Source organism: Novosphingobium sp. FW305-C-30-35, from assembly GCF_058783135.1.
Map to the genome: position 1 here is coordinate 256867 of NZ_JBYSYJ010000001.1, position 18456 is coordinate 275322.

Annotated in this window: 21 protein-coding genes and 1 tRNA gene; 12 read left to right on the forward strand and 10 right to left on the reverse strand. The window is 62.6% G+C overall.

Annotated elements, in window-relative coordinates:
- Nucleotides 1-71 precede the first annotated feature (71 nt).
- Complete coding sequence (locus tag AC3WLM_RS01415; RefSeq protein ID WP_039331476.1) at nt 72-749, reverse strand: response regulator transcription factor; 678 nt, start codon at nt 747-749, stop codon at nt 72-74.
- A gap of 113 nt (nt 750-862) precedes the next feature.
- On the reverse strand, nt 863-1159 hold the full coding sequence (locus AC3WLM_RS01420) for a PepSY domain-containing protein (RefSeq protein ID WP_039331477.1): 297 nt from the start codon (nt 1157-1159) through the stop codon (nt 863-865).
- 111 nt (nt 1160-1270) lie between these two features.
- Between AC3WLM_RS01420 and AC3WLM_RS01425 the strand changes: the two genes are divergently transcribed.
- The 3 genes from AC3WLM_RS01425 to AC3WLM_RS01435 all read left to right on the forward strand — a co-directional run bounded on the left by AC3WLM_RS01425 (nt 1271) and on the right by AC3WLM_RS01435 (nt 4926).
- Complete coding sequence (locus AC3WLM_RS01425; protein WP_492476382.1) at nt 1271-3067, forward strand: ABC-F family ATP-binding cassette domain-containing protein; 1797 nt, start codon at nt 1271-1273, stop codon at nt 3065-3067.
- A 97-nt stretch (nt 3068-3164) separates the two neighbouring features.
- Nucleotides 3165-3737, forward strand: a complete 573-nt coding sequence (locus AC3WLM_RS01430) for a helix-turn-helix domain-containing protein (protein ID WP_039331111.1) — start codon at nt 3165-3167, stop codon at nt 3735-3737.
- A 1-nt stretch (nt 3738) separates the two neighbouring features.
- Nucleotides 3739-4926, forward strand: a complete 1188-nt coding sequence (locus AC3WLM_RS01435; RefSeq protein WP_492476383.1) for a glycosyltransferase — start codon at nt 3739-3741, stop codon at nt 4924-4926.
- Between the two features lie 35 nt (nt 4927-4961).
- On the opposite strand, the gene secF is transcribed toward AC3WLM_RS01435, so the two are convergent.
- From secF to yajC, 3 genes are read right to left on the reverse strand one after another with little or no spacing between them, the layout of a single operon-like run.
- Nucleotides 4962-5939 (reverse strand): protein translocase subunit SecF, encoded by a 978-nt coding sequence (secF, locus tag AC3WLM_RS01440; RefSeq protein ID WP_039331115.1) that lies wholly within the window; start codon nt 5937-5939, stop codon nt 4962-4964.
- Between the two features lie 15 nt (nt 5940-5954).
- Nucleotides 5955-7562 carry a protein translocase subunit SecD gene (gene secD, locus AC3WLM_RS01445; RefSeq protein WP_492476384.1) on the reverse strand — a complete coding sequence of 536 codons (1608 nt, stop codon included), beginning with the start codon at nt 7560-7562 and terminating at the stop codon, nt 5955-5957.
- A 27-nt stretch (nt 7563-7589) separates the two neighbouring features.
- Nucleotides 7590-7919: a preprotein translocase subunit YajC gene (gene yajC, locus AC3WLM_RS01450; protein WP_039331119.1), complete on the reverse strand. Its 330-nt coding sequence runs from the start codon at nt 7917-7919 to the stop codon at nt 7590-7592.
- Nucleotides 7920-8147: 228 nt separating this feature from the next.
- Here yajC and AC3WLM_RS01455 point away from each other — a divergent pair.
- From AC3WLM_RS01455 to accC, 6 genes are all read left to right on the forward strand, one after another.
- A tRNA-Pro gene (locus AC3WLM_RS01455) sits at nt 8148-8224 on the forward strand.
- A gap of 116 nt (nt 8225-8340) precedes the next feature.
- Nucleotides 8341-8754, forward strand: a complete 414-nt coding sequence (locus tag AC3WLM_RS01460; RefSeq protein ID WP_039331479.1) for a holin family protein — start codon at nt 8341-8343, stop codon at nt 8752-8754.
- 81 nt (nt 8755-8835) lie between these two features.
- Nucleotides 8836-9177 carry a hypothetical protein gene (locus AC3WLM_RS01465; RefSeq protein WP_039331121.1) on the forward strand — a complete coding sequence of 114 codons (342 nt, stop codon included), beginning with the start codon at nt 8836-8838 and terminating at the stop codon, nt 9175-9177.
- Nucleotides 9178-9252: 75 nt separating this feature from the next.
- Nucleotides 9253-9705 (forward strand): type II 3-dehydroquinate dehydratase, encoded by a 453-nt coding sequence (gene aroQ / locus AC3WLM_RS01470; protein WP_039331122.1) that lies wholly within the window; start codon nt 9253-9255, stop codon nt 9703-9705.
- Nucleotides 9706-9806: 101 nt separating this feature from the next.
- Nucleotides 9807-10295 (forward strand): acetyl-CoA carboxylase biotin carboxyl carrier protein, encoded by a 489-nt coding sequence (gene accB, locus AC3WLM_RS01475; protein ID WP_039331124.1) that lies wholly within the window; start codon nt 9807-9809, stop codon nt 10293-10295.
- 10 nt (nt 10296-10305) lie between these two features.
- The gene (accC, locus tag AC3WLM_RS01480; protein ID WP_492476385.1) at nt 10306-11652 is read left to right on the forward strand and encodes an acetyl-CoA carboxylase biotin carboxylase subunit; all 1347 of its coding nucleotides are present in this window, start codon (nt 10306-10308) and stop codon (nt 11650-11652) included.
- A 55-nt stretch (nt 11653-11707) separates the two neighbouring features.
- Here the strand turns inward: accC and AC3WLM_RS01485 are convergent, their stop codons facing one another.
- The 3 genes from AC3WLM_RS01485 to gshB all read right to left on the reverse strand — a co-directional run bounded on the left by AC3WLM_RS01485 (nt 11708) and on the right by gshB (nt 13629).
- Entirely contained in the window at nt 11708-11932 is a 225-nt protein-coding gene (locus AC3WLM_RS01485; protein ID WP_492476386.1) for a hypothetical protein, read from the reverse strand.
- Nucleotides 11933-12015: 83 nt separating this feature from the next.
- Nucleotides 12016-12618 carry a DedA family protein gene (locus tag AC3WLM_RS01490; RefSeq protein WP_492476387.1) on the reverse strand — a complete coding sequence of 201 codons (603 nt, stop codon included), beginning with the start codon at nt 12616-12618 and terminating at the stop codon, nt 12016-12018.
- 63 nt (nt 12619-12681) lie between these two features.
- Complete coding sequence (gene gshB / locus AC3WLM_RS01495; protein WP_062347927.1) at nt 12682-13629, reverse strand: glutathione synthase; 948 nt, start codon at nt 13627-13629, stop codon at nt 12682-12684.
- A gap of 114 nt (nt 13630-13743) precedes the next feature.
- Here gshB and AC3WLM_RS01500 point away from each other — a divergent pair, with 114 nt between their 5' ends.
- Nucleotides 13744-13932 (forward strand): hypothetical protein, encoded by a 189-nt coding sequence (locus tag AC3WLM_RS01500; RefSeq protein WP_039331135.1) that lies wholly within the window; start codon nt 13744-13746, stop codon nt 13930-13932.
- 7 nt (nt 13933-13939) lie between these two features.
- On the opposite strand, the gene AC3WLM_RS01505 is transcribed toward AC3WLM_RS01500, so the two are convergent.
- Both AC3WLM_RS01505 and rsmI read right to left on the reverse strand, forming a co-directional pair.
- Complete coding sequence (locus tag AC3WLM_RS01505; RefSeq protein WP_492476388.1) at nt 13940-14296, reverse strand: YraN family protein; 357 nt, start codon at nt 14294-14296, stop codon at nt 13940-13942.
- Nucleotides 14293-15129, reverse strand: coding sequence for a 16S rRNA (cytidine(1402)-2'-O)-methyltransferase (gene rsmI, locus AC3WLM_RS01510; protein ID WP_492476389.1), 837 nt, complete (start codon nt 15127-15129; stop codon nt 14293-14295). The genes AC3WLM_RS01505 and rsmI overlap by 4 nt, the downstream gene beginning before the upstream one ends.
- A gap of 20 nt (nt 15130-15149) precedes the next feature.
- Here rsmI and AC3WLM_RS01515 point away from each other — a divergent pair, with 20 nt between their 5' ends.
- On the forward strand, nt 15150-16346 hold the full coding sequence (locus AC3WLM_RS01515) for a penicillin-binding protein activator (RefSeq protein WP_492476390.1): 1197 nt from the start codon (nt 15150-15152) through the stop codon (nt 16344-16346).
- Nucleotides 16347-16426: 80 nt separating this feature from the next.
- The gene (gene parE, locus AC3WLM_RS01520) at nt 16427-18427 is read left to right on the forward strand and encodes a DNA topoisomerase IV subunit B (protein WP_427464941.1); all 2001 of its coding nucleotides are present in this window, start codon (nt 16427-16429) and stop codon (nt 18425-18427) included.
- Nucleotides 18428-18456: the final 29 nt, after the last annotated feature.

An 18456-nucleotide genomic window follows, 5' to 3' on the forward strand; every position in this document is an offset into this window, starting at 1 on the left:
GCGAGCCGGTATGCGGCGCTGGCTGCGGCGTGTCGTTGCTGCCCTTCTCCGGCACCTATTGCCTGCGCGGATTACCCACGACCGGGTTCGGCCGGATCATCGAGGCTGTACCCAAGACCGCGGATCGTGGTAATCACATCGGGGCCCAGCTTCTTGCGGATACGGGTGACGAAGACTTCGATCGTGTTGGAATCGCGGTCGAAATCCTGATCGTAGATGTGTTCGATCAGTTCGGTCCGGCTGACCACCTTGCCCTTGTGGTGGAGTAGATAGGACAGGAGCTTGTATTCCTGCGCTGTCAGCTTGACCGGTTCGCCGTTAAGCGTGACGCGGCCTGAACGCGTATCGAGGCGCACGTCGCCAGCGGTGAGTTCGGATGAGGAATTGCCGGAGGCGCGGCGGATCAGCGCACGCAGGCGGGCGATCAGTTCCTCGGTCTGGAAGGGTTTGGCAAGATAATCGTCAGCACCGGCATCGAGCCCGGCAACCTTGTCGGACCAGCTGTCACGCGCGGTGAGAACGAGGACGGGGAACTTGCGCCCCTCCTTGCGCCACATGCCGAGCACTGTCAGGCCGTCGATCTCGGGCAGGCCGAGGTCAAGGATGACGGCGTCATACTCTTCGGTAGAGCCCATGAAATGCCCGTCTTCGCCATCGACCGAAAGATCGACGGCATATCCGTTCTGTTCGAGCGTGTTCTTGAGCTGCTTGCCGAGAGTGGGTTCGTCCTCGACGATCAGAATGCGCATCATTTGCCCCTTACTGCACGCCGCACGGGCGCGAACACTTGCAGGGCTAGATGGGGCGCGAAACCTGAACGGTCAAGGAACTGGCGCGAAAGCCACCGTTCACCAACAGGCTCTCATCGACTTTCGCCGAGAACCTGACCGGTGCGGGCGTCAACATCCACGAACATGACCCGGCCATCACGGATGAACTTCAGGCGATAGACCATCGCGGATGGATCGTACTCAGGGCCGAGATACTGCATTCCCGGTTTGGTCGGCAGCACGCGGCGTTCGATATCGCGGAGCGAACGCACGTTGCCGGCGCGAAGGTCGCGGCGGGCCTCGTTCTGCTCGTCGGGCCGCTGCTGGGCGTGCGACGTTACGGGCAGGAGAGCCAGTGATGCGGCAAGAAGGGCAATGGCACGGTTCATGATGTGCGCATGCATAAGCCGAGGGCATTGAACAAGCGGTGAATGCGAAGCCGCGTTATCGTTCAGCGTCGGGCGTTGCGCGAGGGCAACGCTGCGGCTAAGCGGCAGGCCATGGCGGCACCGATACTCAGCTGGGAAGGCCTCGGCCTCGTCCAGGGCAATGGCTGGCTCTTTCAGGATCTCGACATCCATATCCAGCAGCGCGACCGGCTCGCGCTGATCGGGCGCAATGGCGCAGGTAAGACAACCCTGCTCAAGCTGTTGGGCGGGCACGTGGATGCGGACAAGGGCACGCGCTCGATCCAGCCGGGGACAAAGATCGTCACGCTGGAGCAGGACCCGTTCTTCACCGGCTTCGATACGCTGATGGACTTTGCGCTATCCGGCAAGGACGCCCCTCCCCGTCACGAAGTCGAATCCATTGCCGGGCAGCTCGGCATCGACATGAACCGCAAGGCCGATAGCGCCAGCGGTGGCGAGCGGCGCCGCGCCGCCCTTGCCCGTGCGCTGGCTAGCGAGCCGGACCTCCTGCTGCTCGACGAGCCGACCAACCACCTTGATCTTGCCGCGATCGACTGGCTGGAAGACTGGCTGCAGCGCTATCGCGGGGCGTTCGTGGTCATCAGCCATGACCGCACCTTCCTAGAACGGCTGACCAAGGCGACGCTCTGGCTTGATCGTGGCTCGCTGCGCCGGAAGGATATCGGCTTCGGCGGATACGAGGCGTGGATGGAACAGGTCTATGCCGAGGAAGCACGCGCCGCCGACAAGCTCGATGCCAAGCTGAAGATCGAGGCGCACTGGCTCGAGCGGGGGGTTACCGCGCGGCGCAAGCGCAACATGGGACGGCTGGAAAAGCTCTACGAGATGCGCGCGCAAAGAGCAGCCATGCTCTCTCCGCAGGGCACTGCGAAGCTCGCCATCGCCAGTGACGATGCCAAAAGCAAGGCAGTGATCGTTGCGGATCACGTCAACAAGTCGTTCGGCGATCGCCCCATCGTCAAGGACTTCACCCTGCGCATCACGCGCAAGGACCGCATCGGCGTGGTCGGCTCGAATGGCGCGGGCAAGACCACCTTGCTCAAGCTGCTGACCGGTGAACTGGAGCCGGACAGCGGGACGATCACCCTTGCCAAGACGCTGCAGGGGATCATGATCGATCAGCAGCGCAGCCTGATGGCGCCCGACAAGCGCGTGCGCGACGTGCTGGCCGATGGCAGCGACTGGATCGACGTGCGCGGTGTCCGCAAGCATATCCAGGGCTATCTCAAGGACTTCCTGTTCGATCCGGGGCTGGTCGAAGCACGCATCGGCACGCTTTCCGGCGGTGAGCGTTCGCGCCTGCTGCTGGCACGCGAGTTTGCGCGCTTTTCAAACCTGCTGGTCCTCGACGAGCCGACCAATGACCTCGACCTCGAAACGCTCGATCTCTTGCAGGAAGTGATCTCGGACTACGACGGCACGGTACTGATCGTCAGCCATGATCGTGACTTCCTCGATCGCACGGTGACCATCACGCTGGGAATGGACGGCTCGGGCAAGGTCGACATCGTCGCGGGCGGGTACGCTGATTGGGAGAAGATCCGCAAGCAGAGGCAAGCAGGCAAGCCAGTCGCCCGGTCTGCAGGGGCGGACAAGCCAGAAGCGGCAGTGGCAGCGCCCGTCCAGCCTGCAAAAAAGGGCAAGCTTTCGTACAAGGATCAGCGCGATTACGAATTGCTGCCCAAGCGGATCGAGGAACTCGACGCTGCGATTGCACGCGGCGAGGCTCAGCTGGCCGATCCCGATCTCTATGCCAAGGACCCCAGGAAGTTCGATGCTTTGATGGCTGCGCTGGAAAAGGTCAGGGCCGAAAAGGACGCCGCTGAAGAGCGCTGGCTGGAACTGGCGGAGATGGTCGAAGGCTGAGGTCCCGCCGCGCAAAGCCCTTGCTTCGGCCTGCAATTTGTAGGTAAGCAAAAAATCACCGTTACGGTTAAGACGGTCACGAACAGGGGTCGCGCGCATGATCAATCGAATCCGCGATATACGCCGCCAGAAGGGCATGACGCTGGCCGATGTGGCTGCGCGCTGCGATCCGCCGACCACCGCGCAGACGATCGGCAGGCTTGAAACCGGCACGCGCAGCCTGTCGCTGACGTGGATGAACCGTATCGGCGCTGCGCTCGGGGTTGAGCCGCAATTGCTGGTCAAGGCCGAGGAGGATACCCCTACCCACCTCGTTGCCCGGCTCGGACCGAACGGCGCCGAGGCTCTTGCCAAGCCGATGGATGCCATCCTCCCCGTGGCCCTTGACGGTTCTGCCCGCCTCCTCGCGCTGGCGGTTGAGGCAAGCGCGGGCGAGTATCGCGCAGGCGATCAGGTGTGGTTGCGCCAGATCGATCCGGAGGACTTCGCCCGCGCCTTCAACCGTGATGTCCTTGCTCCACGCACTGCCGGTCGCTTTGCTTTCGGCCGCTTGATCGATCAGCGCGACGGACGTGTTGCGCTGCTTCCACCGGGTCCTGGCCAGAGACAGGTGGTGATCGATCGGCCGGCATGGCTGGGCGTCGCCGAAATGCTCGTGCGCAAACTTTGACGTGAAGCGCCTCCTCTCGATCTCCACGCTTTATCCCGCAACAGGTCGTCCCGGCTTCGGCCGCTTCGTCAGCCGCCAGATGCAAGCCTTGGCCGAACGGGGGGACTGGGACGTGACGGTCGTCAACCCGATCGGCATTCCACCGGTGCCAATGAAGCGCTACGCCACGCTCAAAGGTGTGCCGGAAGTTCAGGAACAGGGCGCGGTGACAATCCATCACCCGCGTTTTCTCCTGATTCCCGGTCTATCCGGACCGATCAACCCGGCGCTGATTGCCCACGCGATCCTGCCGCTGGCAAAACGGCTCCATGCCGAACGGCCGTTCGACATGATCGATGCGCAGTTCTTCTATCCTGACGGACCTGCCGCGGCCAAGGTCGCGCGCGCGCTTGAAGTGCCGCTGGCAATAAAGGCGCGCGGGTCGGACATCCATCTGTGGGGGCAGCGGTCATGGCCGCGCCACCAGATGATCGAAGCCGCGCGCCAATCGGCCCTTCTGCTTTCCGTTTCCCAAGCGCTGGCAAACGACATGATAGCGCTGGGCATGCCCGCTGACCGTATCAGAGTTCATTACACCGGACTCGATCGATCGCGCTTCCGCCCGCTCGAGCGCCAAGCAGCGCGACAGTTGGTATCAGCTTTGCCGTCGCTTCAGATCTGGCCCGAGGGCCGTCTGCTGCTGTGCGTTGGCGCGTTGATTGCGATCAAGGGGCAAGCGCTGGCAATCCGTGCGATGGAGCTGCTGCCGGACGACGTCCGGCTCGCCATTGCAGGCACCGGCGCGGATGAAACCGGTTTGAAGCGGCTGGTCCAGCAGCTTGGCCTGGAATCGCGAGTCCACTTCTTGGGTTCGGTGGAACACGACATCCTTCCGCATTTGCTCTGCGCGGCGGATGTCATGGTTCTGCCCTCTGAACGCGAAGGGCTTGCCAATGCCTGGATCGAATCGCTCGCCTGCGGGACGCCGGTCGTGATCCCCGACATCGGCGGCGCGCGTGAGGTGGTGGCCGATGTAAGCGCCGGGCGGATCGCGGAGCGCACACCTGAAGCCATCGCCGAGGCCGTGAGCGAACTGCTCCAATCACCCCCGACGCAGGATGCGGTTGCGGTAAACGCCGCACGGTTCAGCTGGGAAGCCAATGCCAGTGCGCTCGCCGCCATGTACGAAGAAGCGGCGACGAAGCGTTAGACTTCGCCGCCGCCAATCGGTTTGCCTACGCGGGATCAAACGCCTTCGCGTGCAATCCGCTCCTGCTTTTCGAGTGCCGTCTCGGTCGGCACGAAGCTGTTCGGGTTTACCTTCAGCCAGATCAGGATGGGCGCCGCCATGTAGATCGAACTGTAGGTACCGACGAAGATGCCGAGCGTGATGGCCGCAGTGAAGCCGAAGATCACGTCAGGCCCCAGCAGCAGCAAGGCCACCAGCGTGATAAGCATCGAGAGCGAGGTCACGATCGTCCGGTGCAGCGTCTCATTGACCGAGAGGTCGAGCAGTTCCGGCATCGGCATCCGGCGATACTTCTTCATGTTCTCGCGGATGCGGTCATAAACGACAATGGTGTCGTTCAGCGAATACCCGATAAGCGTGAGCAGCGCGGCCACGATGTTCAGGTCGAACTCCATGCCGGTGACGGCAAAGAGGCCTAACGTCAGGGTCACGTCGTGCACCAGCGCGAATAGCGCGCCCACGCCAAACTGCCATTCGAACCGCAACCAGATGTAGGCCGCAACCGCCAGAGACGCGAGGCCGAGCGCCTTGAACGCATCCCAGCCCAGTTCCTTGGAGACCTTGCCCGATACCGAATCGACGCCGTCGATTCGCGCGTCGGCATGGTTCTTCTTGATGTCTGCGGTGATGGTGCGGGCCATCTTGTCGGCAAGAGCCGCTTCCTGGCCTGCGCCTTCCGGCAGCTTCATGCGGATCGAGATTTCGTTGGGCTTGCCATAGCGCTGGATGATCGGTTCGCCGTAGCCAAGCTTGCCGACTTCTTCGCGCAATTCACCGACTGGCGCTTCGGCGCTGCGTTCGAAAGTCACGCGGATCATCTGACCGCCGATGAAATCGACGCCCAGGTTGAGGCCCTTGGTTAGCACCAGTCCCCAGGAGGCCGCCATCAGGATGATGCTGATGACGTAGAACGGCACACGCCACTTGAGGAAGTGAATGTTGGTGTTGTCGGGTACGAGCTTGAGGAGTTTCATCGGTCTGTCCTCCTCTTAAAGGGCAATGTCGGTGGGGCGCGCACGGCGAAGCCACTGTGCGACCCACATGCGCGTCAGGGTGACGGCGGTGAACACCGACGTCGCGATGCCGATCATGAGAACCACGGCAAAGCCCTTCACCGGTCCCGAGCCGAAGGCGAACATCAGCACGGCGGCAATGACGTTGGTGATATTCGCATCGAAAATAGCGCGGCTGGCTTCCTTGTAGCCAAGCTCCACCGCCTGGACGACCTTGCGGCCGCGGTGTCGCTCCTCGCGGATGCGCTCGTTGATAAGCACGTTGGCGTCAACCGCCGCGCCGATTGTCAGCACGAAGCCGGCGATGCCCGGCAGCGTCAGCGTGGTGCCGATTATGCCCATGATGCCAAGGATCATGATCACGTTGATGATCACGGCGAGGTTCGCGTAGACGCCAAAGCGGCCATAGGTGACGAGAATGAACACCGCGAGGGCCAGCGTGCCGACGCCCATCGCGATCACACCCTTGCGGATCGAGTCCGCACCAAGGTCAGGCCCAACGGTGCGCTCTTCCACGACCTTCAGATCCACTGGCAGCGCGCCCGAACGCAGCGAGATCGCCAGCGCGTTGGCGCTTTCCGTGGTAAAGCGGCCAGAAATGATCGCGCTGCCGCCAAGGATGGGCTCGTTGATCGTCGGGGCGGAAAGGACCTTGCCGTCGAGAATGATGGCGAATTGCTTGCCGACATTCTGCGTGGTCAACTTCGCGAACTTAGCGCCACCGTCGGTGTTGAAGGTGATGTTGACGACCGGCTCGTTAGTCTGCTGGTTGTTTGTCTGCTGGGCGTTGGTCAGCTGATCACCACGGATGCCACCAAGACGCTTGACTGCGATCGACGGTACGCCGCCGCCTTCTGCAGGGCTGACGAAGGGCACGATCTCGCTGCCCGGGGGCGCGATGCCTTGCGCCACGTCAGAAGGCAGGGCCGAAGTATCGACGAGCTTGAACTCGAGCTTGGCGGTCTGCCCAAGCAGGTTCTTGAGCGCCTGCGGATCCTGCAGGCCAGGAACCTGCACGACGATGCGCGTCGGCCCCGAACGGATGATCGTTGGCTCCTTCGTGCCGAGTGCGTCGATGCGCTTGCGCACGACTTCGACCGCCGTGTCCATCGCTTGGGCAACGGCCTGCTGGATACCGGCGTCGGTCGGCTTCAGGACGAAGCGGTTGCCATCGACGACGTTTATGTCCCAATCACGTTGGCCGGTGAGCCCTGCCCCGTTGGTCAGCGGCAGCACCGCTTCGCGCACTGCATCGACTTGCGAGGCATCGGCGACAACGAAAGTCAGCGCACCATCGCGGTTGGAAATATCGCTGATGCGGATGTCTTTGCCATCCTGCTTCAGCTTGTTGCGAACCGATTCCTCCATGCCTTCGATGCGCTGCTGGCGCACCTGCGAGGGATCGGCTTCAAGCAGGATGTGGCTGCCGCCTGCAAGATCGAGGCCGAGGTTGACCTTGGGCTCGGGCAGTGCACTCGGCCAACCAAGGCCCATGGTTGCAGTGAGCGACGGGATGGCGGCTGCAACGCAAACCAGCGTTATCAGCCAAAGCCAGATCACCTTCCAGCGCGGAAATTCGAGCATGGGCGTTCAGCCTTCAGGAAAGTGAGATCAGTCGTTCGCAGGCGAAGAGCCGACAGGCGGCACGATGTCGCCAATTGTGGCGCGCACGGCCTTGACCTTGACGTTCGGGCCGAGTTCCAGTTCGACGTAGTGATCGTCGAGCTTGATCACCTTGCCGATCAGTCCGCCGGCAGTGACGACCATGTCGCCCTTCTTCATGCCTGCGATCTTTGCCTTGTGCTCCTTCTGCTGGCGCATCTGCGGCCGCAGGATCAGGAACCAGAAGATGAAACCCATCGCCACCAGCGGCATGAAAGTCATCCAGGCAGGCGGCTGGCCGGCATTTGCTGCGGCGGCGGAAAGAGTGCTGAGCATCATGGGTCCGTTTCTGGGATCGCAAGGCAAGGATTACAACCGGGCCGACTGCGGTTATCCCGCATTTACCGGCCCCGGCATGAACAAGCGGCGCGGTTAGCAGTTTGAACTGCGCAAGGCAATCTGACGCGCTGGCCGAGAGGCTGGGCACGCCGCAGCCGATCCTCCGAACCTTTCGCCAATCTCGCGCTTGCCATCCTCAAAAGTGCTGCCTATAGGCGCGCTTCCGGTCGGGACGTAGCGCAGCCTGGTAGCGCATCACACTGGGGGTGTGGGGGTCGGAGGTTCGAATCCTCTCGTCCCGACCAATTCAAAAGGCCCGCGAAGCGCATTGTGCTCGCGGGCCTTTTTGCTGTGTTCGTTTTCCTACATCGCGTCTTGTGGTTATATGCACCCGCGTCCCGCAACCTGGAAGGACGCAAGCATGGCAAACTCCGAAGCCCTGATTTCATCGGTTTCTGCGATTATCGACAAGATCATCCCCGATGCTGCCTCACGCGATCAGGCAAAGCTCGAACTGCTTCGCCTTGAGAGCGCACGAGAATTGAAGCCGCTGAAGGCGCGCATCTCGGCGACCCTCGCCGAATCCCGCGCTGACGATCCGTGGACTCGCCGGGCGCGCCCTGCCTTTCTCTATGTGATGTACGCCGTGATCCTGTGGGCCTTGCCCATGGGCCTGCTGGCCGGGCTCGATCCGGCTGCTGCGCGGGCGATCATGACCGCGACGAGCGCCTATCTCAACGGCTTGCCCGAACCGCTCTATGCCTTGTTCGGCACCGGCTACCTTGGCTATACTGCGGCACGGCAGTGGGGAAAGGCGCGAGGAACGGACCGCTGAATGCGCAACGCCTTGGTTAGTTTCTGGTAACCTCCGCCTGATATGAAAGCAGGCATGAGAACGAGGTCGGACCGCTTTTTGATGCCTTTGCTGGCCGCAGGCAGGCGCGCGCCGCTTGTGGCCAGCCTTGCTCCGCTTGGCTTGATCCTTGCGCTCGGCGGCTGCGGATCCTCCGACAACGAAAAGCTCGAAGCGCGGATCGCAGCGCTGGAGGCGAAGGCAGACGCGGCCGACAAGCGCTCGCGGCAAGCGTTGAGCATGGCGGCCACCAGCAACCCCGCGCCAGTTGTCGAGAGCGGCACCACCGACAGCTTCGGCGAGCCCTCGCTGTCGGATGAAGTCACCGACGGATCCGCCGACAGCGCGATATATGAAAACACGATCGAGGCACCTGCGGGTCCCCCCATCGCCCCCGGCTTTTGATAATCACCTCCCTCTTGCCCTTGCGACTTTGCCCGCATTGTCTATCACGACAGGCATTCGCGATCGGGGGATCTGATGACACAAGCTTCCGGCCAGGGCACGACCGTCTATGTGCTCAATGGCCCCAACCTCAACCTGCTCGGCCTGCGCGAACCGGAAATCTACGGTTCGCAGACGCTCGACGACATCGCCGGCATGCTCGAAGATCGCGGCCGTGAACTGGGTCTTGAGATCGACATGCGCCAGTCCAACCATGAAGGCCATCTGATAGACTGGCTCCATGAGGCGCAGGCCGAGGGCGTAAAGGCCGTGCTGCTCAACGCCGGTGCCTACACCCACACCTCGGTGGCGATCCACGATGCGATCAAGTCGATCAAGGTGCCGGTGATCGAGGTTCACCTGTCGAACCCGCACAAACGCGAGGCTTTCCGCCACCATTCCTATGTCGGCATGGCCGCGCTTGGCACTGTCTGCGGCTTCGGCGCAAACAGCTACCTTGCGGCATTGGACGCCGTTTCGCGCCTTTGAAACAGGCGTTTTTCCACTTTCACTGATCGCTGCCACTTGCCAGTCCATCGCGTTGGGGGCATGGCGCGCGGTCAGAATTCATACCCCGCGAGGAAATTCAAATGGGTCACGAACGCGGCGACAAGGCCGAAAACATGGCGATCGACGGCAAGCTTGTACGCGAACTGGCAGAGCTTCTTGCCGAAACCGGGCTGTCTGAAATCGAGGTCGAGGATGGCGAGCGCAAGATCCGCGTAGCCCGTCAGCTGACTGCTGCGCCGGTCGCTCAGGTTGCGGTTGCAGCCCCGGCCCCGGTCGCTGCACCTGCCGCGACGGCAGCACCTGCTGCGCCTGCCGCTGCTCCTGCAGAAGACCATTCCAACGCCGTGAAGTCACCCATGGTCGGGACCTGCTACCTCGCCGCCGAACCGGGCGCTGCCAACTTCGTCACCGTCGGCCAGAGCGTGAAGGCGGGCGAAACCCTGCTGATCATCGAAGCGATGAAGGTGATGAACCCGATCACCGCGCCTGCCGCAGGCGTGGTAAAGGCGATCCTGGTCGAGAACGCGCAGCCGGTCGAATTCGACCAGCCGCTGGTCGTGATCGCGTAAAGGTCCGCTGATGGCCATCAAGCGCCTGCTTATCGCCAACCGCGGCGAAATCGCGCTGCGCATCCACCGCGCCGCGCACGAAATGGGCATTGAGACGGTCGCGGTGCACTCCACCGCCGATGCCGACGCGATGCACGTGCGCCTCGCCGATCATGCGGTGTGCATCGGTCCGCCCGCAGCGAAGGATAGCTACCTTAACGTCGCGGCGATCATTTCGGCAGCCGAGATCACTCACGCTGACGCGATCCACCCGGGCTACGGCTTTCTTTCGGAGAATGCCAAGTTCGCCGAGATCGTCGAAGCCCACGACATCACCTGGATCGGCCCCAAGCCCGAACACATCCGCACGATGGGCGACAAGATCGAGGCCAAGCGCACCGCTGGCGCACTCGGCCTGCCGCTGGTGCCGGGTTCGGACGGCGCGGTTTCGGATCTCGAGGAAGCCAAGGCCATTGCCGAAAAGGCCGGCTATCCGGTCATCATCAAGGCAGCATCGGGCGGCGGCGGTCGCGGGATGAAGGTCTGCAACAGCCCTGAACAGCTTGAAACCCTGATTCAGCAGGCTGGCAGCGAAGCCAAGGCCGCCTTCGGCGACGCGACGGTCTACATCGAGAAGTACCTCGGCAACCCGCGCCACATCGAATTCCAGATCTTCGGCGACGGCAATGGCAATGCCATCCACCTCGGCGAACGCGACTGTTCGCTGCAGCGCCGACACCAGAAGGTGCTTGAAGAAGCGCCCTCGCCGGTGATCTCGACCGAAGAGCGCAACCGCATGGGCGGCATTGTCGCCAAGGCCATGGCTGACATGGGCTATCGCGGTGCGGGTACGATCGAGTTCCTGTGGGAAAACGGCGAGTTCTACTTCATCGAGATGAACACCCGCCTGCAGGTGGAGCATCCGGTTACCGAAGCAATCACCGGCGTCGATCTGGTGCGCGAACAGATCCGCATTGCCGATGGCAAGCCCCTGTCGGTCAGCCAGGACGAGATCGAGTTCAAGGGGCACGCGATCGAGTGCCGCATCAATGCGGAGGATCCGTTCACCTTTGCCCCTTCGCCCGGCCTGGTTAAGAGCTATCACGCCGCGGGCGGCATGCACGTACGGGTCGATTCCGGGCTCTATGCCGGGTACAAGATCCCGCCGTACTATGACTCGATGATCGCCAAGCTGATCGTCTACGGTCGTACCCGCGAAGGGTGCATCATGCGCCTCAAGCGCGCGCTTCAGGAAATGGTGATCGAAGGACCCAAGACCTCGATTCCGCTTCACCAGCGCCTTTTGAACGAGCCTGATTTTCTCTCTGGCGACTACACCATCAAGTGGCTGGAAGAGTGGCTGGCCAAGGACGCCTGATCCGCCATCTGCCCAAACAGAAAGCCCCCGCATTGCGGGGGCTTTTCCGTTCTGCTCAGTCCATGACCGGCAATCTTGCACGAATGGCCCGCCAGGCCGGCTCGGGCCGGTCGTTCTTCACCAGGATCGCTTCCACCTCGTCGAATTCCTCGAGTTCGAGCGCCTCGGTTACGCTGAGCGGAAAATAGACATTCTCGTCGTTGTCCATCCGCACGGCATAGGCGCCCCGCCCTTCCTCGCTTTTCGTAACGATGCACATCGCCTTCACTGCCATGGACAATACCTTTTATTTCGTAGCGTTACATAATACCGCCAATCCGGCAGGCTTCGAGACAAAGCCCGCAAGGCGCCGCATAGTCAACCCTAGCGCTCGCGCGGCTTCCACGTAAGTACGCGCCAGACATAGCCGATAAGCACGATGACCAGCGTCGCAGTTGCGATCGGCCCGGTGTACTTCTCGATCTCTCCAAAGTTGCGCCCGAGGTAATAGCCCGCGCCACTCAGGATCGCATTCCAGATTGCAGCGCCAGCGAAGGTGAACAGCAGAAACCGTACATGCCCCATGTGCGTAAGACCGGCTGGCAAGGAGATCATCGTGCGCATGAACGGGGCGAACCGCACAGCGAAGACTACCCACTGGCCATGCCCACGAAAGAACCGGACAATTGCCTCCACGTCCTCCCATTCGACGGTAAGCCAGCGCCCGAAGCGACCGACAAAGGGGCGCAGTCTCTGATAGCCCAACGTCCGGCCGAGGAGATACCAGCAATAGTTGCCCAACGTCGATCCGACAGTGCCTGCCAGCATCAGCGGCCAGAATTCCATTCGGCCCCGCGCCACGGCGATCCCGCCCAGCCCCATGATAAGCTCGGATGGAATTGGCGGAAACACGTTTTCGATGACCATCAGGAACGCGATGCCCCAATAGCCACCGCCTTCGATCAGGTGGACGATCCAGTCATTCATGAGAAGGGTAACGATTCCAAACGGCCAAAAGCTCCTGCTTCCGATGGAGAAGCCCGGATGCCCTTACAGCCGCGCTTCGATCGCGTCCCAGATCATCCCCGGCGTATCGGTGCCGTTGAACTTGTCGATCGCGACAATCCCGGTCGGCGAAGTTACGTTGATCTCGGTCAGGTACTTGCCGCCGATCACGTCGATGCCAACGAAGATCAGGCCAAGACGCTTCAGCTGCGGCCCGAGCGCTGCACAGATTTCCTGCTCTTCCGCCGTCAGTTCCGTCTTTTCGGCATAGCCGCCGACCGCAAGGTTCGAGCGGAACTCGCCCTCACCCGGCTTGCGGTTAATGGCGCCGGCGATCTCGCCATCGACCAGCACGATGCGCTTGTCGCCCTTGGCAACCTCGGGAAGAAACGCCTGCACCATGTGCGGCTCGGGCCAAGTCTGGTTGAACACCTCAAACAGCGCGCCAAGGTTTTCGCCTTCGGGCGCGACGCGGAAAATGGCCTTGCCGCCATTGCCGTGTATGGGCTTCACGACGATCGCGCCATGCTTCTTCTGGAACAGCCGCACTTCCTCGACCGAGCGGGTGACGATCGTTGGCGGCATGAAGCGCCGATAATCAAGCACCATGACCTTTTCAGGCGCATTGCGAACGCTCCGGGGATTGTTGACGACCAGCGCCTCACCCTCGATCCGCTCGAGCAGATGCGTGGCCGTGATGTAGCCCATGTGGAACGGAGGATCCTGCCGCATGAGGACCACGTCGATATCGCGCCCAAGGTCGAGCCGGCGCACGTCGCCGGTCTTGTAGTGGTCGCCCTCCACGCGCTGCACCGTCACCGGACGGGCATGAGCGATCAGCCGGTCATCCTCGTCCAGCGTCAGCGAGCCAACGTCGTAATGGTAAACCTCGTGCCCGCGCTCCTGCGCCGAAAGCATGAGTGCGAAGCTGGAATCTCCAGCGATATTAATCGAGTGGAGCGGGTCCATCTGGACCGCAACGCGAAGAGTCATGCTTGCACTGATCCTCAGGGGTTTATCTCAGGTGCGCCTTAAAGCCGATTTGTAGCTTGTGCGACCATTTTCAGATCGCGCCTCCAGGGCGCCCCCAAATCCAAGGAGCCATTAATGCGCAAGCTGTTCACCGTTGCCGCTGCCGGAATCGCCGTTCTCGGCTGGTCGTCACAGGGCGTTGCCAACCCCGACCCGCACCCCACCAGCGCCCCGAAGGACGATCACAAGGGCGACAAGAAGGACGAGCATCACGACGAGCACAAGGACGGCGAACACAAGGAAGAGCACAAGCCCGCCCACTAAGCGTCGGTCAGGTGCCGGGTTGCCAGGCGTTGGCAATCCGGTACGGCCACTTTCCCTGTGCCATCAGGATAACGTCAATTCGGACGTCATCGCCAGGCCTTGCATACTTTCCGGCAAGCATTTCCGCCGCCCTTGCCACGCGTCGCAGGCGGTGAGCGTCAACCGCGGCGCCCAGTTGCCGGGCATCCTTGCGCCATTTCACTTCGATGAACGCAACCGTTCGCCCTTTTCGCGCGATCAGGTCGACCTCGCCTGCCTTGAGCTTCACCCGCTGCGCCAGAATGCGCCAGCCCTGAAGCCGCAGCCACCACGCTGCCAGCCATTCGGCCCGCCGTCCTTGCTGCTCAGCCTCGGCACGCCTCATTCCTTGAGTGCCATGGCCCGTGCGTAAAGCACCTTGCGATCCAGCCCAAGCGCCTTTGCCACCTTGCCTGCCGCTTGCGATGTAGACATCTCGGCCAGCGCCGCGCGCAGTTCCGCGTCGATGACGTCGTCCTCGGGCGCTTCGGCCTCTCCGGGTGGCGCAATGAGAAGCACGATCTCACCTTTCGGTGGCTGCGCCGAGTAGTGCGCCGCAAGTTCCCCTGCAGAGCCGGAACGGCACTCCTCGTGCAACTTGGTCAGCTCCCGCGCGACCGCAACTTCGCGCCCGGGCAAACGCTCGGCGATTGCTTCCAGCGAAGCCACGAGGCGGGGCCCCGTTTCATAGAACGCCAGCGTGGCCGGGACGCCGGATAGTTCGGTCAGGACATCGCCCCGCGCCTTCTCCTTGTTCGGCAGGAAACCGGCGAACAGGAACCGATCCGTCGGCAACCCCGCCATGGACAAGGCGGTCACGACCGCGCTCGCACCGGGCAACGACGTCACCGGTATCCCCCGCGTCCGCGCTTCTCGCACCAGCCTGTATCCCGGATCGGAGATCAGCGGCGTTCCGGCATCCGATACCAGTGCGACCGCCTTCACCGCCATTTCTGCCAGCAGCGCTTCCCTCGCGCCGTCGCTGGCATGATCGTCATACCGTCGCATCGGCTTGTGAAGGCCCAGCAGATTCAACAATTTCCCTGTCACCCGCGTATCCTCGCAGGCTACCAGATCGCAGCGCCCAAGCGTGTCTGTGGCGCGACGGGTCATGTCACCAAGATTGCCAATAGGCGTGGCAACAATATAGAGACCGGGTGCAAGAGGCGAGGTATCCATGGCTTTTCCATGGACCGGCGATGACAGAGCGACAAGAGGGTGTGCAGGGAATGATCGAGGGACAATCGGGCGACTGGCGCGAAACTGGCTTGCGCCGCTCCCGCAGATGGGTTGTGACCGGCACGCTGGCCCTTCTGGCAGGTTGCACCGTCATCCCCAAGGGCACCGGCCCGATCGCAGAACCGACCGAAAAGGCTCCTGACGCAAACGTCCTGCCAACCGATGCCGGCCGCCATCGTGTCGCGCTGCTGATACCAATGACAGGGCCAAACGCATCGGTTGGTCAATCGATAGCCAATGCTGCAACGATGGCCGTGCTCGATACCAGCGCGGCAAACCTGCGCATCACGACATATGACACAGCAACGGGCGCTGGCAGCGCGGCCGCCCGCGCCATTGCCGACGGCAACAAGCTGATCCTCGGCCCCCTGCTGTCCGATGATGTCGTTCTGGTCTCAAATGTTGCGCGCCCGGCCAAAGTCCCGATGATTACCTATTCGAACGACAGTGCCGTCGCTTCGCGAGATGTCTTTGTCATGGGTCAGGCCCCCGGCCAATCGATCACGCGCGTTCTCGGCTTCGCCAAGTCGCGTGGGATCAAGTCCGTTGCCGCAATCATCCCGACCGGTGATTACGGGCAGCGGGCGACCGCAGGGTTGACCGATGCCGCGCGGGCGAACGGCGTCGCCGTCACCGCCATCGAAACCTATGATCGCGGTAATACGTCGGTCGCCAGCGCAGTACGCCGCGTCAAGGACAAGGGCCGTTTCGACGCGCTGCTGATCGCGGATGGCAGCCGCATCGCGCTTCAGGCGGGTCCGCTGGCGGGCAAAGGCGTCAAGCTTCTGGGAACCGAACTGTGGAGCGGTGAAGGCGCGATCGCGAAATCTGTCGCCATGCGCGGCGCATGGTTCGCTGCCGTCTCCGATCAGCGCTTCGGTCAATTTGAAAAGAGCTACGCCACACGTTTCGGCGCGACGCCATCGCGGCTTGCAACGCTGGGCTACGACAGCGTCCTGCTGACGCTCAACATTGCCCGAACATGGAAGCCGGGCACCACCTTCCCAACGGCGAAGCTCTACGATCCGCAGGGCTTCATCGGCCTTGATGGCGTCTTCCGCTTCACGGCAAGCGGCATGGCCGAACGGGCGATGGAGGTGCGCGAGGTTGGCACCGGCACCTTCACCACCGTATCGCCCGCTCCGGCAAAATTCTGATAGGCCGAAAGCGGGGGATTTCGCCGGATAAGGCGGCATCCCCGCTTGCGCCGGGATTCCCGTGTTCTATACCCGTTCGCATGTCCGACGACCTTTTCGACAAGCTCCCCGCCACCAGCGCAGCCGAGGCCTATGACGGCTCCGCCATCGAAGTTCTCGAGGGCCTCGAACCGGTCCGCCGCCGCCCCGGCATGTACATCGGCGGCACGGACGAGCGCGCGCTGCACCACCTCGCCGCCGAAGTGCTCGACAATGCGATGGACGAGGCGGTCGCCGGCCACGCCAACCGCATCGAGGTCATGCTGGAGGAAGGCAATCGGCTGACCATTTCGGACAATGGCCGGGGTATCCCCGTTGACGAACATCCGAAATACCCCGGCAAGTCGGCGCTGGAAGTCATCCTCACAACGCTTCACTCCGGCGGCAAGTTCTCCGGAAAAGCCTACGCAACCAGTGGCGGTCTGCACGGCGTCGGCGTTTCGGTGGTCAACGCGCTTTCCTCGCTCACCCGGATCGAGGTGGCGCGAAACAAGGAGCTATACGCGCAGGAGTTTTCGCGCGGAAATCCGACGACCAAGCTGTTGAAGATCGGCAATGCCCCCAATCGGCGCGGCACGCAGGTCACGTTCATCCCCGATCTCGAGATATTTGGCGAAGACGCGAAGTTCAAGCCTGCCCGCCTGTTCCGGCTGGTCCGATCCAAGGCCTATCTCTTCGCAGGCGTCGAAATCCGCTGGAAGTGCGCTGCCTCGCTTGCCAGCGAGGAAGTGCCGGCGGAAGCCGTCTTCCAGTTCCCCGGCGGCCTTGCCGATCATCTCGCGGAACAGGTCTCGGGCCGCGAATGCGTCACCTCCGTGCCTTTCGCCGGCCGACAGGACTTCCCGCTCGGCCCCAATGGCGAAGAGAACGGCCGCGTAGAATGGGCTATCGCCTGGCCACTGTGGTCCGATGGTTCCTATTCGTGGTACTGCAACACCATCCCCACGCCCGATGGCGGCACCCACGAACAGGGCCTGCGTGCCGCGCTGACCAAGGGCATCCGCGCCTTTGCCGAACTGATCGGCCAGAAGAAGGCCAAGGACATCGCGCCAGAGGACATGATCACCGGCAGCGAGATCATGCTTTCGGTCTTCATCCGCGATCCGCAATTCCAGAGCCAGACCAAGGACCGCCTGACTTCGCCAGAGGCAGCGCGCATGGTCGAAGCTGCGGTGCGCGACCATTTCGACCACTTCCTCACCGACAACATGGAGCGCGGCAAGGCGTTGCTCGGCGCGGTGATGGAGCGCATGGACGAACGCCTGCGCCGCAAGGCGGAGCGCGAGGTCAAGCGCAAGACCGCCACCAACGCCCGCAAGCTGCGCCTTCCCGGCAAGCTCACCGATTGCTCGGGCGAAGGTGAAGGCGAGACCGAACTGTTCATCGTCGAAGGCGATTCCGCAGGCGGCAGCGCCAAGCAGGCGCGTGACCGCAAGACGCAGGCAATCCTGCCAATCCGCGGCAAGATCCTCAACGTCGCCAGCGCCACGGCCGACAAGATCCGCGCCAACCAGGAAATCGCGGACCTCGCACTCGCACTCGGCTGCGGCATGCGCAAGGACTGCAACCCGGACGCGCTGCGCTATGATCGGGTAATCATCATGACCGACGCCGACGTCGATGGCGCACACATCGCCACGCTGCTGATGACGTTCTTTTTCCAGGAGATGCCCGAGCTGGTCCGGCGCGGCCACCTCTACCTCGCCCAGCCTCCGCTCTATCGCCTGACCAGCGGCAGCACCTCCGCCTACGCCAAGGACGACGCCCACCGTGCCGAGCTGGAAGCAACTAAGTTCAAGGGCAAGAAGGTTGAAGTCGGTCGGTTCAAGGGCCTTGGCGAAATGAACCCGCAACAGCTGCGCGAAACCACGATGGCGCCTGCCACCCGCAGCCTCATCCGCATCACCCTGCCGCCTGAATACGAGGGCCGAGCGGCGGTGAAGGAACTCGTCGACCGTTTGATGGGCCGCGATCCCGCCCAGCGCTTCATGTTCATCCAGAACCGCGCGAGCGAGATCGATCCGGAGTTGATTGACGCGTAACCTCCCGGAAGGCGTCGTCGGCGTCATCC

Bases quoted from the DNA above. Each gene is read 5' to 3' on its own strand.
- AC3WLM_RS01460 (WP_039331479.1), top strand. From the start codon at position 8,341: ATGGCAAACTCCGAAGCCCTGATTTCATCGGTTTCTGCGATTATCGAC.
- yajC (WP_039331119.1), bottom strand. From the start codon at position 7,919: ATGATGCTCAGCACTCTTTCCGCCGCCGCAGCAAATGCCGGCCAGCCG.
- AC3WLM_RS01505 (WP_492476388.1), bottom strand. From the start codon at position 14,296: ATGAGGCGTGCCGAGGCTGAGCAGCAAGGACGGCGGGCCGAATGGCTG.
- accB (WP_039331124.1), top strand. From the start codon at position 9,807: ATGGGTCACGAACGCGGCGACAAGGCCGAAAACATGGCGATCGACGGC.
- secF (WP_039331115.1), bottom strand. From the start codon at position 5,939: ATGAAACTCCTCAAGCTCGTACCCGACAACACCAACATTCACTTCCTC.
- aroQ (WP_039331122.1), top strand. From the start codon at position 9,253: ATGACACAAGCTTCCGGCCAGGGCACGACCGTCTATGTGCTCAATGGC.
- AC3WLM_RS01420 (WP_039331477.1), bottom strand. From the start codon at position 1,159: ATGAACCGTGCCATTGCCCTTCTTGCCGCATCACTGGCTCTCCTGCCC.
- AC3WLM_RS01500 (WP_039331135.1), top strand. From the start codon at position 13,744: ATGCGCAAGCTGTTCACCGTTGCCGCTGCCGGAATCGCCGTTCTCGGC.
- AC3WLM_RS01465 (WP_039331121.1), top strand. From the start codon at position 8,836: ATGCCTTTGCTGGCCGCAGGCAGGCGCGCGCCGCTTGTGGCCAGCCTT.
- gshB (WP_062347927.1), bottom strand. From the start codon at position 13,629: ATGACTCTTCGCGTTGCGGTCCAGATGGACCCGCTCCACTCGATTAAT.
- rsmI (WP_492476389.1), bottom strand. From the start codon at position 15,129: ATGGATACCTCGCCTCTTGCACCCGGTCTCTATATTGTTGCCACGCCT.
- AC3WLM_RS01430 (WP_039331111.1), top strand. From the start codon at position 3,165: ATGATCAATCGAATCCGCGATATACGCCGCCAGAAGGGCATGACGCTG.
- parE (WP_427464941.1), top strand. From the start codon at position 16,427: ATGTCCGACGACCTTTTCGACAAGCTCCCCGCCACCAGCGCAGCCGAG.
- AC3WLM_RS01415 (WP_039331476.1), bottom strand. From the start codon at position 749: ATGCGCATTCTGATCGTCGAGGACGAACCCACTCTCGGCAAGCAGCTC.
- AC3WLM_RS01425 (WP_492476382.1), top strand. From the start codon at position 1,271: ATGGCGGCACCGATACTCAGCTGGGAAGGCCTCGGCCTCGTCCAGGGC.
- AC3WLM_RS01490 (WP_492476387.1), bottom strand. From the start codon at position 12,618: ATGAATGACTGGATCGTCCACCTGATCGAAGGCGGTGGCTATTGGGGC.
- accC (WP_492476385.1), top strand. From the start codon at position 10,306: ATGGCCATCAAGCGCCTGCTTATCGCCAACCGCGGCGAAATCGCGCTG.
- AC3WLM_RS01515 (WP_492476390.1), top strand. From the start codon at position 15,150: ATGACAGAGCGACAAGAGGGTGTGCAGGGAATGATCGAGGGACAATCG.
- secD (WP_492476384.1), bottom strand. From the start codon at position 7,562: ATGCTCGAATTTCCGCGCTGGAAGGTGATCTGGCTTTGGCTGATAACG.